The following is a 17,924-nucleotide window of genomic DNA, read 5'->3' as shown; positions in this document are numbered from 1 at the left end:
CTGTTGGCGGTTAAAATTAAAGACTACTGTTTAAAATTTCGGCAATATGCAAGATTTTTAAAGGCTGTTGGTTTCGGTTAACCAAACCTTCTAAATGCATTAAACAGGAGGTGTCGGTGGCCGTCATAACTTCAACACCACTTTCTAAATGATCTTTAATTTTATCTTTCCCCATTTTTACAGAAATGGCCTCTTCGGTAACGGCAAATGTGCCACCAAATCCGCAACATTCGTCACTTCGTTTTACAGGCATTAATTCTACGCCTTTTACTTCTTGTAGTAATTCTTCAATGTAAGAAAAACGCGGTCCTACCACTTCCGAGCAAGAACCTAAACGTAGGCCTCGTAAACCGTGGCAGCTTTTATGTACACCAACCTTAAAGGGGAATGATGCGCCTAAATCTTTAATTTTTAAAATATTTAATATGAAGTCGCACAACTCGTAAACATTGTTTCTAACCTTAGTAACATCGTCGGTTTGTGGAATAATATTGTAATGTTTTTTTACATGATACGCACAACTTCCAGAAGGCGTAACAATGTAATCGAAGTCTTTAAAATTATCTACAAAATTATTGCAAGCACCAACCGATTCGTACTCGTAACCCGAATTGGCCATGGGTTGTCCGCAACAGGTTTGCCCCGACGGATAAGCAACATCAACCTTTAGTTTTTCTAAAAGTTCTAAAGTTGCTTTACCAACTTGCGGATAGAGTTGATTGATGTAACAAGGAATAAATAAACCTACTTTCATAAAATTTCTAATTTAAATGACTTGGGCTTCTAAAATGGTTTAAAATGAAGTTTTAAAACCGTTTTACAGCGCAGGACAAAATTAGAAGGAAATAGTATACCAGTCTGCCTAATTTTTGATCGTGTGTGATACTTTTTTTGCCTTGTATTGATTCTTAACTTAAAAAATGCAATTAATCGTGCTTTGTTTTGTGCTTCTCCAAATACTCCGAAGGTGTGTAATTCATCACGATTTTAAACTGCCTGTTAAAGTTAGAAATGTTATTAAAACCAGACTCGTAACAAATTTTTGAAATATTGAATCTGTTCTCTAATAGTAACTTACAAGCATAGCCAATACGGATTTCGGTAACGTATCTAGAAAACGTTTTTTTGTTAACACGCTTAAAGTAGCGGCTAAAGGCCGAAGGATTCATGTGTGCAATTTCGGCAGCTTTATTGAGTGAAATATCTAAGTTGAAATTTTTAAAAATATAAGCCTGCACATTATCTTGGGTATCACTTTTAGAGGAATTAAAGGAGTTTATAAAGCCTTGGCTCGATAATTTTTTAGTATCGGTATGCTTAGCTAGAGCGTGTAGAATATGTAAAAAGGCCATGGTTTTTTCAAAACCTTCCAGTTCTAGCATGCTTTTAATACTGTTAATCAGTTTTTTGTTAACATTTAAAAACTTAAGCCCGTAACTGGCCCGTTTAAATAATTCTAAAATATGAATCATTTCGGGCGTTTCGAAAAACTTAGGTCCTAAATAATTTTCTTTAAAATGAATAGCAATCGCTTTGGCTGTTTGCTCCGAGGTTTGCTCGAAATACCCGTCGTCATTTAACCACATGTGTGGCAAGTTTTTACCAATAAGTACCACATCGCCAATACCAAACTTTTCTACACTATCGCCAATAAAGCAGGTGCCTTCACTCTTTAAAACCACTACAAGCTCTAGCTCGGGATGGTAATGCCATATTTTTAAAAAATAAGGATATTCGTTAATTTTAGTGGTAAACGAACTATTGGTGAGGTTACTACGATCTAAAAGGTGCAGTTTCATTATTAAAGTTAGTATAGGTGGTGGTTAATAGACATAAAATAACGAAAAAGGTTTAATCCGGCAAAAATAATATTGCTATTGTTTTGTTAATTGTGATTTTAAGCAGAAACCAAAGTTTGGTTAATGTGCCGTTAAATAGGCCAATTGTTGATAATAATTAAAAATGTATCCGGTTTATCAATACCTTTTTAAAGATAACGCCATAAGCTGTTTTATAGTAACTAACTATTGCATTATAAAAACTGTTGATAACTTCTATGTAAGGATTCAATCAAAAATTCTACTTTTGTTATACCAATTTCATAGTTAAATTGGTCTTAATCAAAATTTAATAGCAATTATGTCTGATACAATTGAAAAATTAAAATGCTTAATTATAGGGTCAGGACCTGCAGGTTATACAGCAGCAATTTATGCAGCTAGAGCTAACATGAATCCGGTGTTATATCAAGGAATACAGCCAGGCGGACAATTAACTACAACCAATGAAGTTGAGAATTTTCCAGGTTATCCAGAAGGAGTTACAGGACCTCAAATGATGATGGAATTACAAAAACAAGCAGAACGTTTTGAAACTGATGTGCGTGATGGTTGGATTACTAAAGTTGATTTCTCTGGTGATGTACATAAAGTTTGGGTAAATGATACTAAAGAAATTCACTGTGATACTGTAATTATTTCAACAGGAGCTTCTGCTAAATATCTAGGTATAGAATCTGAACAAAAATATTTAAAACTAGGTGGTGGTGTTTCTGCTTGTGCAGTTTGCGACGGCTTTTTCTATAGAAACCATGAGGTTGTTATTGTAGGAGCAGGAGATTCTGCTTGTGAAGAAGCTCACTATTTATCTAAACTTTGTAAAAAAGTTACCATGTTAGTGCGTAGAGACGAATTTAGAGCGTCTAAAATAATGGCTACTCGTGTTAAAAATACAGAAAATATTGAAATTTTATTCAATACGGAAACAGAAGAAGTTTTAGGTGACGGTCAAGTTGTTACAGGAGTAAGAGTTTCAAATAATAAAACGAAAGAAACTCAAGATATTCCTGCTACAGGATTTTTTGTAGCTATTGGGCATAAACCAAATACAGATATATTTAAAGGCTTTATTGATATGGACGAAACAGGATACATTAAAAATGTACCAGGTCGTGCTTTAACAAATGTTGAAGGCGTATTTGTTTGTGGAGATGCTGCAGATCACGTATACCGCCAAGCTGTTACAGCTGCAGGTACAGGATGTATGGCTGCTTTAGATGCAGAACGTTATTTAGCTGCTAAAGACTCTTCTTTTGAGGTAAGCACTTCAAACTATAACTAAGAGTATTATAAAATATTTTTTTAATATGAAGAAAAGACTGCTTGAAAAAGCGGTCTTTTTTTTGTTTAAAAGTGTGGCTAGGAGTTTGTTCTTTTGGTTGAAAATTCATTTTAATAATTTTGATTAAAGTGAAATAATTAAAGCAAATTTCAGGGCGATATTATTTTACAATGGGTTTTAAATTTTGTATTTTAATAGATTAAAATAAATTTTGTAAATAAGGAGAATTACAAAGGTTTTCTAAAGAAAAAAGTAGCGATGAGCAAAGTAACCGATAAGGCATTAAAAGAACGTATTAAAGAGCTTACCTGCCTTTATGAGGTGTCGTCGAGCATTAGTAATGCCGATCCTGAACATATTGAAGCCACTTTAGAGGCTATTGCTAATAGCCTGCAAAAAGCATTTTTATATCCTAAGAAAATAGGCATCCGTATTGAGGTGAATCGTTTAGCGATACATACCGGAACAGACCCTGAAGATGCGGTTTCAATTCAATCTGAAATCAAAATTTTTAATGTGGTTAAAGGCCATATTGTTTGTAGCTTAAATGCAGATTCTTTTAAGGTGGACGATTTTTTAAATGAAGAACAACTCTTGTTAGATAATGTCGCTTTAAAAGTTGGCGATTTGTTGGAGCGTATTGAAATTCAAAACAGTGAAGCCGCTTTAAAAAAGCGCATGGAACATGCGGATCGATTAGGGATTCTTGGTGAAATAACAGCAGGAATTGCTCACGAACTCAATACACCATTAGCCAATATTTTAGGCTTTGCCGAATTACTGAAATCTGATTTTGAAGACGATAAAAAAATATCGGGCGATTTAAATAAAATTATAGATAATGCCATTTTTTCTAGAGAGGTTTTAAAGAAATTAATGTTTTTTGCTTGCGAAATGCCTCAAGAAATGAAACGTGTTAATCTCGTGCCTATTATTAAAAGCGCTATCGATTTACTCGATGCTTCTTTTAGAAAAGAACAGGTTAAATATGTAGTAAAAATTGAAGATGAAACGCTGTGGCTAAAAGCAGATCCTATTCAACTGACTCAAATAATATTCAATTTATTGATGAATGCTATTTACTTCTCGCCAAAAGATGGATTGGTAACCATGGAAGCTTTGCAAACAGAAACCGATATTATTCTAAAAATTCTAGATGAAGGTTCTGGCTTTACACCCGAAGCTTTAGAAAAAGTATTTCAACCATTTTTTACCACAAAACCTATGGAAGATGGTTCTGGTCTTGGGTTAAGCGTGGTGCATGGTATTGTGGCATCTCATAAAGGCATCATAAAAGCAGAAAATAGAACACGTAAAGGTGCTATATTTACAATTACTTTACCAAAAAACTAAGGCATGCTATTACGTAAAGAAAACATATTAATTGTAGACGATGATGTTGATATTCTAGAGCTCTTGCAAAGGCATTTGCAGTCATGGAATTATCATACCTACAAAGCGGTTTCTGTAAAAGAAGCGGTTACTATTTTGCGCGATACTAAAATAGATTTGCTAATTACAGATTTAAAAATGCCTGAAATTGATGGGGCAGAACTCATCAAATTTGTTTCCGAGCATTATCCTAAATTGCCAAAATTAGTCGTTACAGGTTATCCTTCGGTTCAAGATTCGCTGTCGTTTATAAAATCTCGTGTTGTTGATTATTTAACGAAACCATTCACGAGAGAGGAACTTCAAAATGCGGTTAATAAATCGTTGGCCATTTCTAAGGAAAACAATCAAAAAACGATTAAGCTTTCCGAAGAAAAAAATAAACCTTACGGTGAAATTATTGGTAATTCTGAAAAAATACAGGATGTTATTCAAATTATTGAACGTATTAAAGATAACAAAGCCACTGTTTTTATTAACGGAGAAAGTGGTACTGGAAAAGAACTTGTAGCACGTGCGATACATTACCAAGGTAAATTTGCTAGAGCGCCATTTATTGTGGTTAACTGCGGTGCTATACCCGAAAATTTATTGGAAGCCGAATTATTTGGTTACGTAAAAGGTGCATTTACAGGTGCCGATACAAATAGAGATGGCTTTTTTCAGGCTGCAAATGGTGGTACTATTTTTTTAGATGAAATAGGTAATGCGCCTTTAGCTGTGCAATTGCGTTTATTGCGTGTGTTGCAAGAAAAGGAAGTGATTAAAGTTGGTGCACAAAAGCCCGAAAAAATTGATATTCGAATTATTGCGGCAACCAATAGCGATTTGCGCGATATGATCCAGAAACAAACCTTTCGAGAAGATTTGTTTTACAGATTAACCGTTGTAGAAATACATGTAGCGCCACTGCGAGAACGCAAAGAGGATATTCCGGTTTTAGTCGATAAATTTCTGTTTAAATATGGCGTAGAATATAAAGATCGATTTATAAAAATAACACCCGAAGCTTTGGCTATTTTAAACCGCTATAATTGGCCAGGGAATATTAGAGAATTAGAAAACGTTGTTCAGCGCGCTGTAATTATGTGCGACAAAATTATAGATGTGGCGCATTTGCCAGAGCATTTAAAATACACTTTAGAGTTTAGTGATACCAGCTTGGAACCGCTAAAAGTTATTGAAAAAAAATATATAGAAAAAGTATTGCGTGCCACAGGTAATAATAAAACGAAGGCCGCAGAAATTCTTCAAATAGATAGAAAAACCATTCGTCAAAAACTATCAGAATAAGGCCTTTTTACTGAGGCATTTTCTCCCGACTGGGTAATTTTGTACCAGTTAAAAAATATAAGTCTTTTATCGAAATATCACCAAAACCCTTTATTTGTAAAGGGTTTTGGTGTTTCTAAGTGTTACGTAATTCCAAATGGCACAAACGTTGCCTTTTATGGTTTAAGAATACTAAATGTAATAGAAATGAGTGTCAATCAATTTAATATCTGCCCGAGTTGTGTGCATTGTAAAACATGTGTGTTAACGTCTCAAAAAGATAAAGTTTGGTCTTGTAGCGAGTACGAAGAAGAAGCCTTAGAACCGAGTTTTTCATTAGCAAATCGAATAGATAAAAATAGAAGTAAAAAATCTTTAATGACGCTGGCTTAAGTTGGTGTTGTTAGTAATTGATAAAAACAGAATATCCAAAAAAAGAATTTAAATAGTTTTAATTTTAAAAGTAAGTATCCATGAAAAAGTATGTATTAGCAAGTTTTATAGTTTTAGGAAGTTTAAGCATTAATGCTCAAGATGATGTAAATAAATCGGCAACTTTAAAAGTAGGCGATGTTATTGAAATCGGAAATCCTTCAACAAGTAAATACAAACACATTAAGTTTCCGCGTGCAAATTTCATCATTAAAAGAAATGGCGTTGCAGATTATAAAAGCGCTTTAGGAGAAGAAGTTGTTGTAACAGAAGTAAAAATGCTTAAAGAAGGTGATACTAGAATTAGCGTAAAGCGTAAGGATGGTCGACGTTTTTTTAATACAGTATCCAACGTTTCTATAAGTTTAGAAAAAGCAATAGAAGCTAACGAAATTAAAATATAGTACCTAATCTCATTAAAATTTAAGGTAATGGTAGAAGTAGCAGAATTAAATAAAAAAGCACATAAGAAACCGTTAAAAGGCATGATGGAGAACGTCATGAATCAGTTTAATCATGCTGCTGATATAATTAATTTACATCCTAATATTCGTAAAATACTGAGCATAACCAATAACGAAATTATTGTGCATTTTCCGGTTAAGATGGATAATGGCGAAGTAGAAATATTTACAGGATATCGCGTACAGCATAATAATGCGTTAGGACCTTATAAAGGTGGCTTGCGTTATCATCCAACAGTTGATATTGATGCCGCAAGAGCATTGGCGATGTGGATGACGTGGAAAACCTCTTTGGCTGGTTTGCCTTATGGTGGAGGTAAAGGCGGTATTCAAATAGACCCTTCTAAATATTCTACCTCAGAATTAGAGCGTATTACAAGGCGTTTCACCTTTGCTTTAGCCGATAACATTGGGCCAGAACACGATATTCCTGCACCAGATGTGAATACGAATAGCCAGACGATGGCATGGATTTCAGATACGTACATGAGTACGCGTCCGCCAGCAGAACGTTCGGCTAATTTACACGTAGTAACAGGTAAGCCTGCAGGAAGCGGAGGCTTGGAAGGCAGAGATCGCGCAACGGGTTATGGTGTGTTTTTAACCATTAAGTTTTGGGCCGACAAAAATAAAATCAACCTAGAAAATAAAAAGTTTATAGTGCAAGGTTTTGGTAATGTTGGGTACTGGGCATCTTATTTTTTAGAAAAAGAAGGCGCTGTACTTGTTGCTGTGCAAGATGCGTTTGGTAGTATTGAAAACGAAAAAGGGATTGACGTTGAAAGCCTGTTTAATTATACAAAATCTAACGCAGGGAGCATTGTTGGTTTCCCAATAGCTAATGATACTTCGAATGACACCTTTTTCGGAATAGATTGCGATATTTTAATTCCTGCGGCATTGGGTAATCAAATTACAAAAGATAATGCGCACGATATTAAAGCGACCCTTATTGCAGAAGGTGCAAACGGACCGATAAATGTAGAAGGTGAACAAATTTTAGTTGAAAATGGCGTAACCATAATACCCGATATTTTATGTAATTCTGGTGGTGTTATTGGAAGTTATTTTGAATGGTTACAAAACCGAAACGGCGAGCTTTGGCAGTTAGATGAGGTGGTTGCAAAACTTGATAAAAAATTAAAAGAATCGTTTAATAAAGTTTATGAGTATTCTATAAAAGAATCTATGGATATGCGCACAGCCGCTTACTGTATTGCCATAGAACGCATAGAAAAAGCCTATGTGTTAAGAGGGATATTTCCATAAATAGAATTGATAAAACAGAATAAAAATGAAATACGGAAGCCTAATATTAGAGAAAAGAGAATACGTGTATTTAAAGCGTATACTTAATGTGTCTGGTTATGCCGGAGATTTTGAAATTCAAAAGTCTTTGCAAAAACTAAGTGAAGAGCTTAAGGAAGCTCAAATAGTGGATAATGAAAAAATGCCAAGCGACATTATTCGCTTTAATAGTAAGGCGACTTTAATTTTTGAGAATGGCATAGAAAAAACATTGCAATTGGTGATTCCAACCGAAAGGGATGTAAACAAGAATAAAGTTTCAATTTTAGCGCCTATGGGTGCTGCGTTAATTGGTTATGCAGAAGGCGATACTATTATTTGGGATTTTCCGGGAGGAAGGCATCATTTAAAAATAGCCCATGTAAATCAGGAAGAAACCGTTAAAGGTTTGAATCTAGTAATTTAAAAAATCTTTAAAAATGAAAACAGAATATTTAGAAATTTACGACCATGATTCTGATGTTGATATTACACATAAAATCAACACCACAGAACTCGATAATTGGATAAGCCATATTAAATACATTCAAAAAGAATTGGATAATTTAACTGGCATATATAGTGCAATAAGCCAAACCGTGGAAGAGGATGGGGTTTTAAATAAGCTTTCTAAAAAGCAAGCAGAAAATCAAATTTTGCTAAATGCACTTAATAAGTATGTGCTATTACGCTCTAATTTAATTGAGTGTGATGATATGCAATGCGATATGGTGTACATAACAGAACATGAAAGTTATAGAAGAACTTACCTCTACCATATTGATAAATACCGAAGATTGAAAGATGAGGTATATAGTGTAATACAAGCCAAACTAACTTTGTAAACGGGTAATAGTACTTAATTTATATAATTTTTTGGACCATATTTTATTACATAGAATAGATAATCAAAGGCGACTTTGCATTCAAAAAGATTTAAAAGAATTAAATCTTTGGCTCTATACACTCGAGCAGTTTAATAACAAATTAGATTGCTTTAGTGTTTTAGAAAAACGGCTTATTAAAAGTCCATCGGTTGAAAATCTAATTAAAGCACTCCGACGAAATAATGTTTTGGTTATGGCTACTTTTTGCAAGTATAGCCAAGATTTAAAAATTGAATTTGAATACGGTAAAACAGAGTACAATGAAGTAAGATCGAAATTGCACGAAAAAAAGCGAGAACAATACAAACTCCTTTTACAGGAATGTACAGCTTTTGAAACGCATATTTATAAATTGTTAATGCGATACAAACTTAAATAATTAGAAAACATGAAAAAGATTTTAATTCCCACAGATTTCTCTACAAGTAGCTATAAAGCTATAGATTACATTACAGAGCTCTTTAAAAATGAAGCCTGTGCGTTTTACTTTCTTAATGTTTATAATTACGGAACAGGTGGTTTAAGCGCTATTGAAATGTTGCAGGCCGATGATGAATGGTTTGAAAAACCTAAAGAAGAATCTTTACAGCACTTGGGAGATTTACTCGATGAGTACGCTGTAAATAAAAATAATGAAAAGCACGAGTATCATGTGATTTCCGAAGGTTTAAGTCTGGTAAAGGCTATGGAAAAACATATAGAAAGTATCGATGTCGATTTAATTGTGCTAAAAGGCAATGCTAAAATTAGTAAAAACATAGAATCTATTGTTGGTAAAATTAGAACCTGCCCCGTTTTAATTGTTCCACCGTATGCTTCTATGAACAAAAAAATAAATTTAGCTATAGCATCAAATTTTACTGAAGAAGTAAGAACCAATGAAATTGATAGCTTTTTAGAAATCTTTAAAAACACCAATTTCATCATTACTGTCTTAGCTCTCACAAACGAGAAAGACATGCCAGATGAAACTAGTAGACATATAAAATTACTGTGTAATCATTTAGAAAATCAAACGGACAAAACTGTGGCCTTAGAGTTTACAGCAAAATCTGATAATTTAAAAACTTATGCTATTTCTCATTTAAGTAGCATTATGTGTGTGGTAGACAAGAAACCAGATCTACTCCGAAAAATTGGGTTGTGTAAATCTAGAGTTATTTCAACTTTAGAGAAACTTCATAACAACCCAGTTTTAACTATACATCAGTAGTTTGATGTTAATTTTTTAGTTAAGTTGTTGGTAGAGCCTTTGAGATAATCAAAGGCTTTATCTTTTTTGTAAATCAGTTTTTTAAATGTAAAACTCTGTAGTAGAGTGTATTTCTTTTAAAACAAAATAACTTTCTAGTACACCAATGTTTTCAATTTTAGAAAGTTTAAGCCGAACAAATTCATGATAATCGGTAAGACTTTCAAGGTTTATCTTTAGGAAAAAATCAACTTTCCCAGCCATATGGTAGCACTCTTGCACTTCTTTTAGAGCTTTTATTTGGCTTTCAAACTTTTCTATAAAACCTTCGTTGTGGTAACGAAGAGAAACCATACACACCGCTGTCACAGCTTTGTTTAAATGTGTTTTGTTAAGTAAGGCAACGTACTTTTTTATATAACCTTTGTTTTCTAAACGTCTAATACGCTCGTAAACTGGTGAGGCTGTTAAATTGAGTATTTTGGCAATTTCTTTAGTTGTTTTTTTAGAATCTTTTTGTAAAATTCTTAAAATATGAAGGTCTACGTCGTCTAATTTTTCCATTTGTGCAGATAATTTTACTGTTTAAAAAGATTAAAAGGAGTTGATTTAGTTAATAATATGGTGTTGTTTTGTTTTTAAAGATAAAAATACTTATTTATTGCTTATATAGCGGTTAATTAATGGGGTAATTGTTGTTTTTGGTAATTTTGTTCTGTAATACATTGAATTATGAAACACGAAAGAATTTTAATTACTGGAGCAGGTGGCCAACTTGGTACCGTATTGACAGTTGAATTACAGAAAAAATATGGAGCAGAAAATGTGGTCGCTTCAGATTTAAGATTAAACCCTGATTTTATGGGGCATTTTGAGGTTTTGGATGCTACCGATTTCGAAGCGCTTAAAAGTGTGGTCTTAAAATATAAGATCACTCAAATATTTCATTTAGTTGCTATTTTGTCTGCTAATGGTGAGAAGTTCCCCTTAAATACTTGGGATATTAACATGAAATCTTTATTTAATGTTTTAGAAGTTTCAAGATTACACGGTATCAATAAAGTGTTTTACCCAAGTTCTATTGCCGTTTTTGGCGAAGATGTAGAAAAAGATAATACACCTCAAAATCCTAATTTAACGCCTTCAACTGTTTACGGTATGAGTAAAGTCGCTGGAGAAAACTGGGCTAGTTATTATCATAAAAGATATGGTTTAGATGTCCGTTCTTTAAGATATCCAGGAGTTATAGGGTATCAATCTATGCCTGGTGGAGGCACAACAGATTATGCTGTAGATATTTACCATAAGGCTGTTAAAAATGAATCTTTCGAGTGTTTTTTAGAAGCTTCAACTCATTTACCAATGATTTTTATAGACGACGCCATTAGAGCAACTATAGAGTTAATGGATGCACCTGTTGAAGAAATTTCAGTGAGAACATCTTATAACTTATCAGGAATGAGTTTTGCGCCGCAAGAGGTGTTCGATGTTATTAAAAAAACAATTCCTAATTTTGAAATAACTTATAAACCCGATTTCAGACAAGGTATTGCAGACTCCTGGCCTAATAGTATTGATGATACTCGGGCCAAAAAAGATTGGGGTTGGCAACCAAAATATAACTTGGAAAACATGACAGAAGTTATGATTGAAAAGTTGAGAATATATTATAATAATAAATTAATAGCATAAAAATAAAGCGATGTACGGAAGCATAAAAGACAAATTACAAGAAGAGTTACAAGCCATTAAAAATGAAGGTTTGTACAAGGAAGAGCGCATTATTACAAGTTCTCAAGATGCTGTTATTAAAGTATCAACAGGCGATGAGGTTATTAATTTTTGTGCGAATAATTATTTAGGATTATCAAACAATAAAGAAGTTATTCAGGCGGCTAAAGATACTTTGGATACGCACGGATTTGGTATGTCTTCAGTACGTTTTATATGCGGAACTCAAGATATTCATAAAGAATTGGAAGCTAAAATAGCTGAGTTTTTTCATTGTGAAGATACTATTCTATATGCTGCTGCTTTTGATGCCAATGGAGGTGTTTTCGAACCGCTTTTAAATCATGAAGACGCTATTATTTCCGATTCATTAAATCATGCTTCTATTATCGATGGTGTGCGTTTATGTAAGGCTGCAAGATATCGTTATGCTAATAATGACATGACGGATTTAGAAGCTAAACTTATTGAAGCTAATAAACAAAATCATCGTTTTAAAATTATTGTAACCGATGGTGTGTTTTCTATGGATGGCGTAGTTGCAGAATTGGATAAAATTTGTGATTTAGCCGATAAGTATGATGCTTTAGTTATGGTTGATGAATGCCATGCCTCTGGTTTTATTGGTAAAACGGGTCGTGGTACTATCGAGCTTAAAAATGTATTAGGCCGTGTAGATATTATCACAGGTACGCTTGGTAAAGCTTTAGGTGGAGCTATGGGTGGTTTTACAACGGGTAAAAAAGAAATTATCGATATGTTACGCCAACGTTCGCGTCCGTATTTATTTTCAAACTCTTTAGCTCCAGCTATTGTTGGGGCTTCTTTAAAAGTGTTTGAAATGTTAGAAAAAGACACTTCGCTTCGAGATAAGTTAGAAGAAAACACAAAATATTTTAGGAGTAAAATGGAAGCAGCAGGCTTCGATTTAGTAGGGGCAGATGCAGCAATTGTACCAGTTATGCTTTATGATGCTAAGCTTTCTCAAGATATGGCAAATCAACTTTTAGATGAAGGGATTTATGTTATTGGTTTCTTCTACCCTGTAGTGCCAAAAGATAAAGCTAGAATTAGAGTACAACTATCTGCTGCGCATACTAAAGCTCACATTGATAAAGCCGTTAATGCTTTTATTAAAGTGGGTAAAAACCTAAAGGTTATTAGTTAAAAAGAAAACTTTAAAGAGTTAAATATTTAAGTTAAAATGCCTTCGTTTTAGCGCTTCAAAGCGAAGTGTCCCCTTAAATCGAAGGCATTTCCATCTTGAATAATTTGTGCTAAATACCAATAATCATCAGCAGGAAGATGTTGTCCGTTAAAGGTGCCATCCCAACCATCTGATTCATGAGTAAGTGTTTTTAATAGTTTTCCATATCTATTATAAATATAAACTACAGTTCCTGGCAATTGAGCAGCGCCAACAACGTGCCAAGTGTCGTTAAACAAGTCGTTGTTAGGGGTAAAGTACTTCGGGATATCAAATATAAACACAGGGCGGGTTTCGTCCATACAGCCATTTAAATCTCTAACAGTTACCAAATGCTCTCCATAAGGAACATTTGTAAAAACATTAGAAGTTTGTGGTTCTCCATCATCTAAGATATAAACATAATTCCCTGTTCCGCCAGAGCGAATATTTACTATAATACTATTTGGATCGGTAAAGTTTGTTGTTGGAGGTGCAATGTCTATTATTGCGGCATCAGATAGAACAACCTCGAAATCGGCTGAAGTCGAACAAGAATTCGTTGTAGAATAAGTTCTAGTTACTGTAACACTATAATTACCTGGGTTTTCAGGTTGAATTGTGATTTCTGGAGTTATTGCTCCGGTAGACCATAAATACGTGTCGCCAGCTACACCTGTTTCTGCGCTAACAGTAATAGGCATATCATTACAAATTGGTATTATTTCTTCTAGATCAATAATTGGTAAAGCGTTTACATAGGTGTTAAACTGGGTAATATCATAACAGGTGGTAGCGTTAGATTCTAATCTTGCATAAATAGTTTCTCCATCTTCAGCAACATATAAATTACTTAACGGATTTATTTTTTCATCAGCATCAGTAACGTTGTTGTAATAGGTAATGCTGTGCGTGCTAGGGTTTAAACTGCCGAGAATAATGGTGTTGGCATTGGTTAAATCGAACTCCAAGAAACCATCATCATCGTCATCACATTCTGTTAAATCTGCAGGTCTGCTAGAAGCACGCGGATTGATATAAACTCTTAAGTTAAAAGAAGTCACGATGTGGCAAGTATTAGCAATATCTGTTACTCTAGCATAAAATGTTTGATTCAGATTGGTATAAGTATACATCGGATCTAGTGGATCCGTGTTGTTCTCGGCTTGCATTTCTGTTTCGTGGTACGAAATGGTCACAGTACTTGTATCATCAACTAAGCGAAGATCTACTTGAGATAAATCGTAAGTATCTGTATCATTATCACAAATAGCAATAGTGCCAATCGTTAAGGTTTCTGGAGGTAAGTTTACCTCTAACTCTTGTGGTATAACACTAAAACATCCAGTTAGTGTATTGGTTACTTTTATATATACGGTTTGCGATGTAGAATTGAAAGCGGTTGGATTTGCAATTTCATTTGTGTTATCGAAACCGTCATCGTTAATATCATCTAGATTTTCAAAGTAATTGATAGCTATGTTAGATTGAATTCTATCGTATATTTCAAAATCAGCATCCTCTAGATTAAAATTTGTAATACCATCATAATCTGCGTCACAACTAATTAACGGACCTGTAACTTGTGATATATCTGGAGCCGAAATAATGTTTAAACTTAATGTTTCAACTACATAGCATAAAGAATCATCACTTTCAATACGAACAAATAAAGTTTGTGGGTTTACAACATTGGTATAATTAGAATCTGTAATAGGGTTTGTGTTGTCTTGCGCATCTAATTGCGTTGTATGATAAGAAATATTTAAATCATCGGGAGATCCGTTTGTGATTTCTTGTGTTTTTGTATCTAAGTCAAAAACAGCTATTTCATCATTACTAATATCATCACAAATTAAATATTGTGCGGGCGTATTGTAAATAGGGTCTGGAGCTACTTGTATAGTAAACGAGGTTTCAGCAAAACAGTTAGCGTCCGTAATGTTTTCAACACGTACATATATGGTTTGGCTGGGTGTTGTGTTGTTGTAAATATTGGTTTTGTCGATTGGCATTGTAAGTGTCACATCTTCAAAATAGTAAACCTCTTTACCTGTTTGGCCATTTAAAATTTCAGTATCTTTTTCCGATAATAAAAAATCGGCTGTTCTATCTCCATCAACTTCGCATATTTGGTAGTTGGTAATAGTAGGTGGGGTTGGCAGCGTATTTACAATAATTTGTTGTTCTACTATATTATAGCACCCCGAAGTGTTAGCGCTACTTTCTACTCTTACATATACGGTTTGCGTGTTTGCATTGTAAGCGGTGGGTGTGTCTATTGAGTTTATAAAGTTATTAGCATCGTCAACATTGGTGTAATAACTGAATACATTAACGGAAGGATCTGCTACAATTTCGGAATTTTTATCTTCTAAATTAATAATAGAGAATCCATCGTCATCATTATCACAGACCACAAAGTCTGAAGGAGTTGTAGCGGCAGGAGCTAAAAGAATTTCAATTTCAAAAGGATTAATAGTTGCGCAACCTGTTGCAACATGTTGTATACGCGCATAAATAGTTTCTATGCTATTAGTGTTAGTATAGAAAGGCGGTAACTGATTGGTGTTATTTTCTGCATCGGTAAGTTCTCCGAAATAAGTAACTTCAAAATCGGGATTACCGTTTAATACTGTACTGTCTAATGAGTGTAAATCAATGCTAACAAAACCATCATCATCAGAATCACAATAGGGAAGTGGTACGGCAGGGGTAAATAATAATACCGGATTAATGACCAGTGTAATATCTGATAATTCGGAACATCCACTATCTGTATCTTCGATTCTTATAAATAGCGTTGTTGGGTTTTCTGCTGTATATAAAACAGATTTATCTAGCATGTTTATGTTTGCATCTCGGTCTGATTCATCTTCGAAAAAATTTACACTAATCGGGTTTGGTAACTCGTTAGCAATAAAAGTTTCAACAGAGTTTAAATTAAATTGAAGTAAATCGTCTGGATCTTCATTGGTGTCACAAAGAGCAAAAAAGCCAGTGTCTGTGCCTGTTAAAAGCAAGTTCGTGTGAACTTCTAAAGGCACAATGGTAGGGCAACCAGTAGAATCGTCTACAATACGTACATAAAGAATACGGAATCCAGGTTCTCCTACAGCATTTGTGTATTGGTAATTGGTTTCGTTTGCAATAGGGTTGCTGCCTGTTTGGGCATCGTCTATACTTTCGTGAAAAGTAGCTGTTACGCCTGTTAAGCCTCCAATAATATCGTCTATTGCTTGTGTTAAATCGAAATTAGCTGATCCATCTTGATCACTATCACAGGCATCCAAATATTGAGTGTCTCGATTTACAATTGGGCTAATTGTTATTTCAATATCAAGTTGCGTTTGGCTTATACAACCTGTAGCAGGGTTGAGGACTCTAACATAAACACGCTCGTTTGGTGTATTCAAGTTTTGGTATGGAGTTGGTATGGGGTTAGCTCCTGTATCTGCATCAGCTTGGCTATAGTGGTAAGTTACTATTAGCATACTGTCTCCTGCACTAATTTCGGAGTCTTTTTGAGTTAAATCTATTATGGCATAACCATCAGGTAAATTATCGGTATCACAAATTTCTAGTACCGTAGGTGTGTTTATAACAGGTAACGGATTAACAATTAAGTCGAAATTAGTATAAGCGAAACAACCAGAATCTGAATCTTCAATACGAACAAAAATGTTTTGAGGATTAGATGCTGCATTTGGTATTGGGGTTAATATTCGGTTTACGTTTGTACGTGCTTCTGTTTCATTGTAGTGATACGAAAAGGTGTAGTTTGTAAACGGAATATTAGCAATTAATTCGGCGGTTTTTGTTGATAAATCAAAAATTTCAATTTCATCACCACTGGTGTCATCACATAATTGATAATCTGTAATTGGTGTAATTTGTTCTTCGGTATTTAATACCACAACAATTTCATCTTCTTCTATACAAGTATTTCCATTTAATGAAACGCTTACTTCAATTCTATACGTTCCACTTTCAATAGCTGTGTATGTTGGAGTAATAGCTCCTGTAATTTCAACGTTATCTTTAAACCATTTGTAAGACGCAAAGCTGTTATTGATATCTCCATCTAACAGTGCAGAACTTGCGCAGCTTGTAATATCTTCACCTAAATCTAATATTTTAAAACTATCACCTTCTATAAAAACAGCAGAATCGTAAGTTCCATCAGTTTGATCTGCAATAATTAGCTTTACGTGATAAGATACATAAGGCGTAATGGTTGTAGCCGCTGTTAATACGGTAGTTCTACCAATGTAATTGGTGTCTCCAATATTATATCCTGCAAAATATTGCTCGTTTTCGGCAGCACATGCAGGTAATAAGTTAGGATGCACTGTTCTAGTATTTACCGGTGTTGTTGTGCCAGGAAGAAGAGCTATGTTTTGATAAGGTGCAGCACTTCCTGTTTCTTTTATAAGAAAGACAAAACCATCGGAAACTTGACACGGATTAATGCCATCATAATCTTCGGAAGCAAATAAATAATTAAATTGAAATTGTCCTGAAATTGAAACAATATCGAATTCGATAGAAGTTGCGTTTAAGGTATTGGTTGTACCAAGAGCGGTTTCTAAATCGGGATCTGTTCCCCAAACGGAAGATCCTTCGCTTAATGTAGGTGTAATAAGAGAGTTTCCTCCAGAATTTGCAGCTCCTGTAGAAAGCATGATACCACTTGCGAAAGGGAAATTAGAGCCTGCGCGTTCAAAATAACCGTAACTACTAAAGCCATGTGGTGTTCCATTTATGGCCGACTCAACATTAGAAATATCTACACAACCATCTACAAGGTTGTCTTCAACTAGAGTTTGTACAGGCACGCTACTGTCTACCAATATTTTTTGTGCATGAGTAAATTGGCTACAACACAAGAGAACAATTAAGAATGAATAGAAAGATCTCATGGTTGGTAGGCTATTATCAGGGTTTGAATTGTTGCTATT

Annotated in this window: 16 protein-coding genes; 12 read left to right on the top strand and 4 right to left on the bottom strand. The window is 34.3% G+C overall.

What is annotated here, in order from left to right; all coding sequences use genetic code 11:
• Positions 1-16 precede the first annotated feature (16 nt).
• Positions 17-754 carry a (Fe-S)-binding protein gene (locus tag V6246_RS06335; RefSeq protein ID WP_341559652.1) on the bottom strand — a complete coding sequence of 246 codons (738 nt, stop codon included), beginning with the start codon at positions 752-754 and terminating at the stop codon, positions 17-19.
• A 172-nt stretch (positions 755-926) separates the two neighbouring features.
• Positions 927-1,799 (bottom strand): AraC family transcriptional regulator, encoded by an 873-nt coding sequence (locus tag V6246_RS06330; protein WP_042502974.1) that lies wholly within the window; start codon positions 1,797-1,799, stop codon positions 927-929.
• 340 nt (positions 1,800-2,139) lie between these two features.
• Here V6246_RS06330 and trxB point away from each other — a divergent pair, with 340 nt between their 5' ends.
• From trxB to V6246_RS06280, 10 genes are all read left to right on the top strand, one after another.
• Entirely contained in the window at positions 2,140-3,120 is a 981-nt protein-coding gene (gene trxB, locus V6246_RS06325; RefSeq protein WP_074939123.1) for a thioredoxin-disulfide reductase, read from the top strand.
• A gap of 258 nt (positions 3,121-3,378) precedes the next feature.
• The gene (locus V6246_RS06320; RefSeq protein ID WP_341559651.1) at positions 3,379-4,473 is read left to right on the top strand and encodes a sensor histidine kinase; all 1,095 of its coding nucleotides are present in this window, start codon (positions 3,379-3,381) and stop codon (positions 4,471-4,473) included.
• Positions 4,474-4,476: 3 nt separating this feature from the next.
• Positions 4,477-5,805, top strand: a complete 1,329-nt coding sequence (locus V6246_RS06315; RefSeq protein WP_341559650.1) for a sigma-54-dependent transcriptional regulator — start codon at positions 4,477-4,479, stop codon at positions 5,803-5,805.
• A gap of 39 nt (positions 5,806-5,844) precedes the next feature.
• Positions 5,845-6,177: a hypothetical protein gene (locus V6246_RS06310; protein WP_341559649.1), complete on the top strand. Its 333-nt coding sequence runs from the start codon at positions 5,845-5,847 to the stop codon at positions 6,175-6,177.
• An 80-nt stretch (positions 6,178-6,257) separates the two neighbouring features.
• On the top strand, positions 6,258-6,620 hold the full coding sequence (locus V6246_RS06305; protein ID WP_282147680.1) for a hypothetical protein: 363 nt from the start codon (positions 6,258-6,260) through the stop codon (positions 6,618-6,620).
• A gap of 27 nt (positions 6,621-6,647) precedes the next feature.
• Positions 6,648-7,949, top strand: coding sequence for a Glu/Leu/Phe/Val family dehydrogenase (locus tag V6246_RS06300; protein ID WP_341559648.1), 1,302 nt, complete (start codon positions 6,648-6,650; stop codon positions 7,947-7,949).
• Positions 7,950-7,974: 25 nt separating this feature from the next.
• On the top strand, positions 7,975-8,394 hold the full coding sequence (locus V6246_RS06295; RefSeq protein WP_341559647.1) for a GreA/GreB family elongation factor: 420 nt from the start codon (positions 7,975-7,977) through the stop codon (positions 8,392-8,394).
• A 13-nt stretch (positions 8,395-8,407) separates the two neighbouring features.
• Positions 8,408-8,812, top strand: coding sequence for a hypothetical protein (locus V6246_RS06290; protein WP_074939144.1), 405 nt, complete (start codon positions 8,408-8,410; stop codon positions 8,810-8,812).
• Positions 8,813-8,843: 31 nt separating this feature from the next.
• Positions 8,844-9,233 (top strand): hypothetical protein, encoded by a 390-nt coding sequence (locus tag V6246_RS06285; protein WP_341559646.1) that lies wholly within the window; start codon positions 8,844-8,846, stop codon positions 9,231-9,233.
• A gap of 9 nt (positions 9,234-9,242) precedes the next feature.
• Complete coding sequence (locus V6246_RS06280) at positions 9,243-10,067, top strand: universal stress protein (RefSeq protein ID WP_341559645.1); 825 nt, start codon at positions 9,243-9,245, stop codon at positions 10,065-10,067.
• An 81-nt stretch (positions 10,068-10,148) separates the two neighbouring features.
• Here the strand turns inward: V6246_RS06280 and V6246_RS06275 are convergent, their stop codons facing one another.
• A complete protein-coding gene (locus tag V6246_RS06275; RefSeq protein ID WP_042497467.1) occupies positions 10,149-10,610 on the bottom strand; it encodes an Lrp/AsnC family transcriptional regulator in 462 nt (153 codons plus the stop codon).
• A 168-nt stretch (positions 10,611-10,778) separates the two neighbouring features.
• On the opposite strand from V6246_RS06275, the gene V6246_RS06270 reads away from it, so the two are divergent.
• Positions 10,779-11,738 carry an NAD-dependent epimerase/dehydratase family protein gene (locus V6246_RS06270; RefSeq protein ID WP_341559644.1) on the top strand — a complete coding sequence of 320 codons (960 nt, stop codon included), beginning with the start codon at positions 10,779-10,781 and terminating at the stop codon, positions 11,736-11,738.
• Between the two features lie 10 nt (positions 11,739-11,748).
• Complete coding sequence (kbl, locus tag V6246_RS06265) at positions 11,749-12,945, top strand: glycine C-acetyltransferase (protein WP_341559643.1); 1,197 nt, start codon at positions 11,749-11,751, stop codon at positions 12,943-12,945.
• Positions 12,946-12,992: 47 nt separating this feature from the next.
• On the opposite strand, the gene V6246_RS06260 is transcribed toward kbl, so the two are convergent.
• Positions 12,993-17,816 carry a T9SS type B sorting domain-containing protein gene (locus tag V6246_RS06260; RefSeq protein ID WP_341559642.1) on the bottom strand — a complete coding sequence of 1,608 codons (4,824 nt, stop codon included), beginning with the start codon at positions 17,814-17,816 and terminating at the stop codon, positions 12,993-12,995.
• Positions 17,817-17,924 lie beyond the last annotated feature (108 nt).

Origin of the sequence: Algibacter sp. TI.3.09, assembly GCF_038154905.1 — a bacterium.
Lineage (GTDB): Bacteria > Bacteroidota > Bacteroidia > Flavobacteriales > Flavobacteriaceae > Algibacter.
The sequence above is the reverse complement of the archived record's forward strand: the minus strand, read 5'-3'. Positions and strand labels throughout refer to the sequence as shown.

What these genes read in the sequence shown, in the direction of transcription:
- V6246_RS06335 (WP_341559652.1), bottom strand. Translation starts at nt 754, where the DNA reads ATGAAAGTAGGTTTATTTATTCCTTGTTACATCAATCAACTCTATCCG.
- V6246_RS06330 (WP_042502974.1), bottom strand. Translation starts at nt 1,799, where the DNA reads ATGAAACTGCACCTTTTAGATCGTAGTAACCTCACCAATAGTTCGTTT.
- trxB (WP_074939123.1), top strand. Translation starts at nt 2,140, where the DNA reads ATGTCTGATACAATTGAAAAATTAAAATGCTTAATTATAGGGTCAGGA.
- V6246_RS06320 (WP_341559651.1), top strand. Translation starts at nt 3,379, where the DNA reads ATGAGCAAAGTAACCGATAAGGCATTAAAAGAACGTATTAAAGAGCTT.
- V6246_RS06315 (WP_341559650.1), top strand. Translation starts at nt 4,477, where the DNA reads ATGCTATTACGTAAAGAAAACATATTAATTGTAGACGATGATGTTGAT.
- V6246_RS06305 (WP_282147680.1), top strand. Translation starts at nt 6,258, where the DNA reads ATGAAAAAGTATGTATTAGCAAGTTTTATAGTTTTAGGAAGTTTAAGC.
- V6246_RS06300 (WP_341559648.1), top strand. Translation starts at nt 6,648, where the DNA reads ATGGTAGAAGTAGCAGAATTAAATAAAAAAGCACATAAGAAACCGTTA.
- V6246_RS06295 (WP_341559647.1), top strand. Translation starts at nt 7,975, where the DNA reads ATGAAATACGGAAGCCTAATATTAGAGAAAAGAGAATACGTGTATTTA.
- V6246_RS06290 (WP_074939144.1), top strand. Translation starts at nt 8,408, where the DNA reads ATGAAAACAGAATATTTAGAAATTTACGACCATGATTCTGATGTTGAT.
- V6246_RS06280 (WP_341559645.1), top strand. Translation starts at nt 9,243, where the DNA reads ATGAAAAAGATTTTAATTCCCACAGATTTCTCTACAAGTAGCTATAAA.
- V6246_RS06275 (WP_042497467.1), bottom strand. Translation starts at nt 10,610, where the DNA reads ATGGAAAAATTAGACGACGTAGACCTTCATATTTTAAGAATTTTACAA.
- V6246_RS06270 (WP_341559644.1), top strand. Translation starts at nt 10,779, where the DNA reads ATGAAACACGAAAGAATTTTAATTACTGGAGCAGGTGGCCAACTTGGT.
- kbl (WP_341559643.1), top strand. Translation starts at nt 11,749, where the DNA reads ATGTACGGAAGCATAAAAGACAAATTACAAGAAGAGTTACAAGCCATT.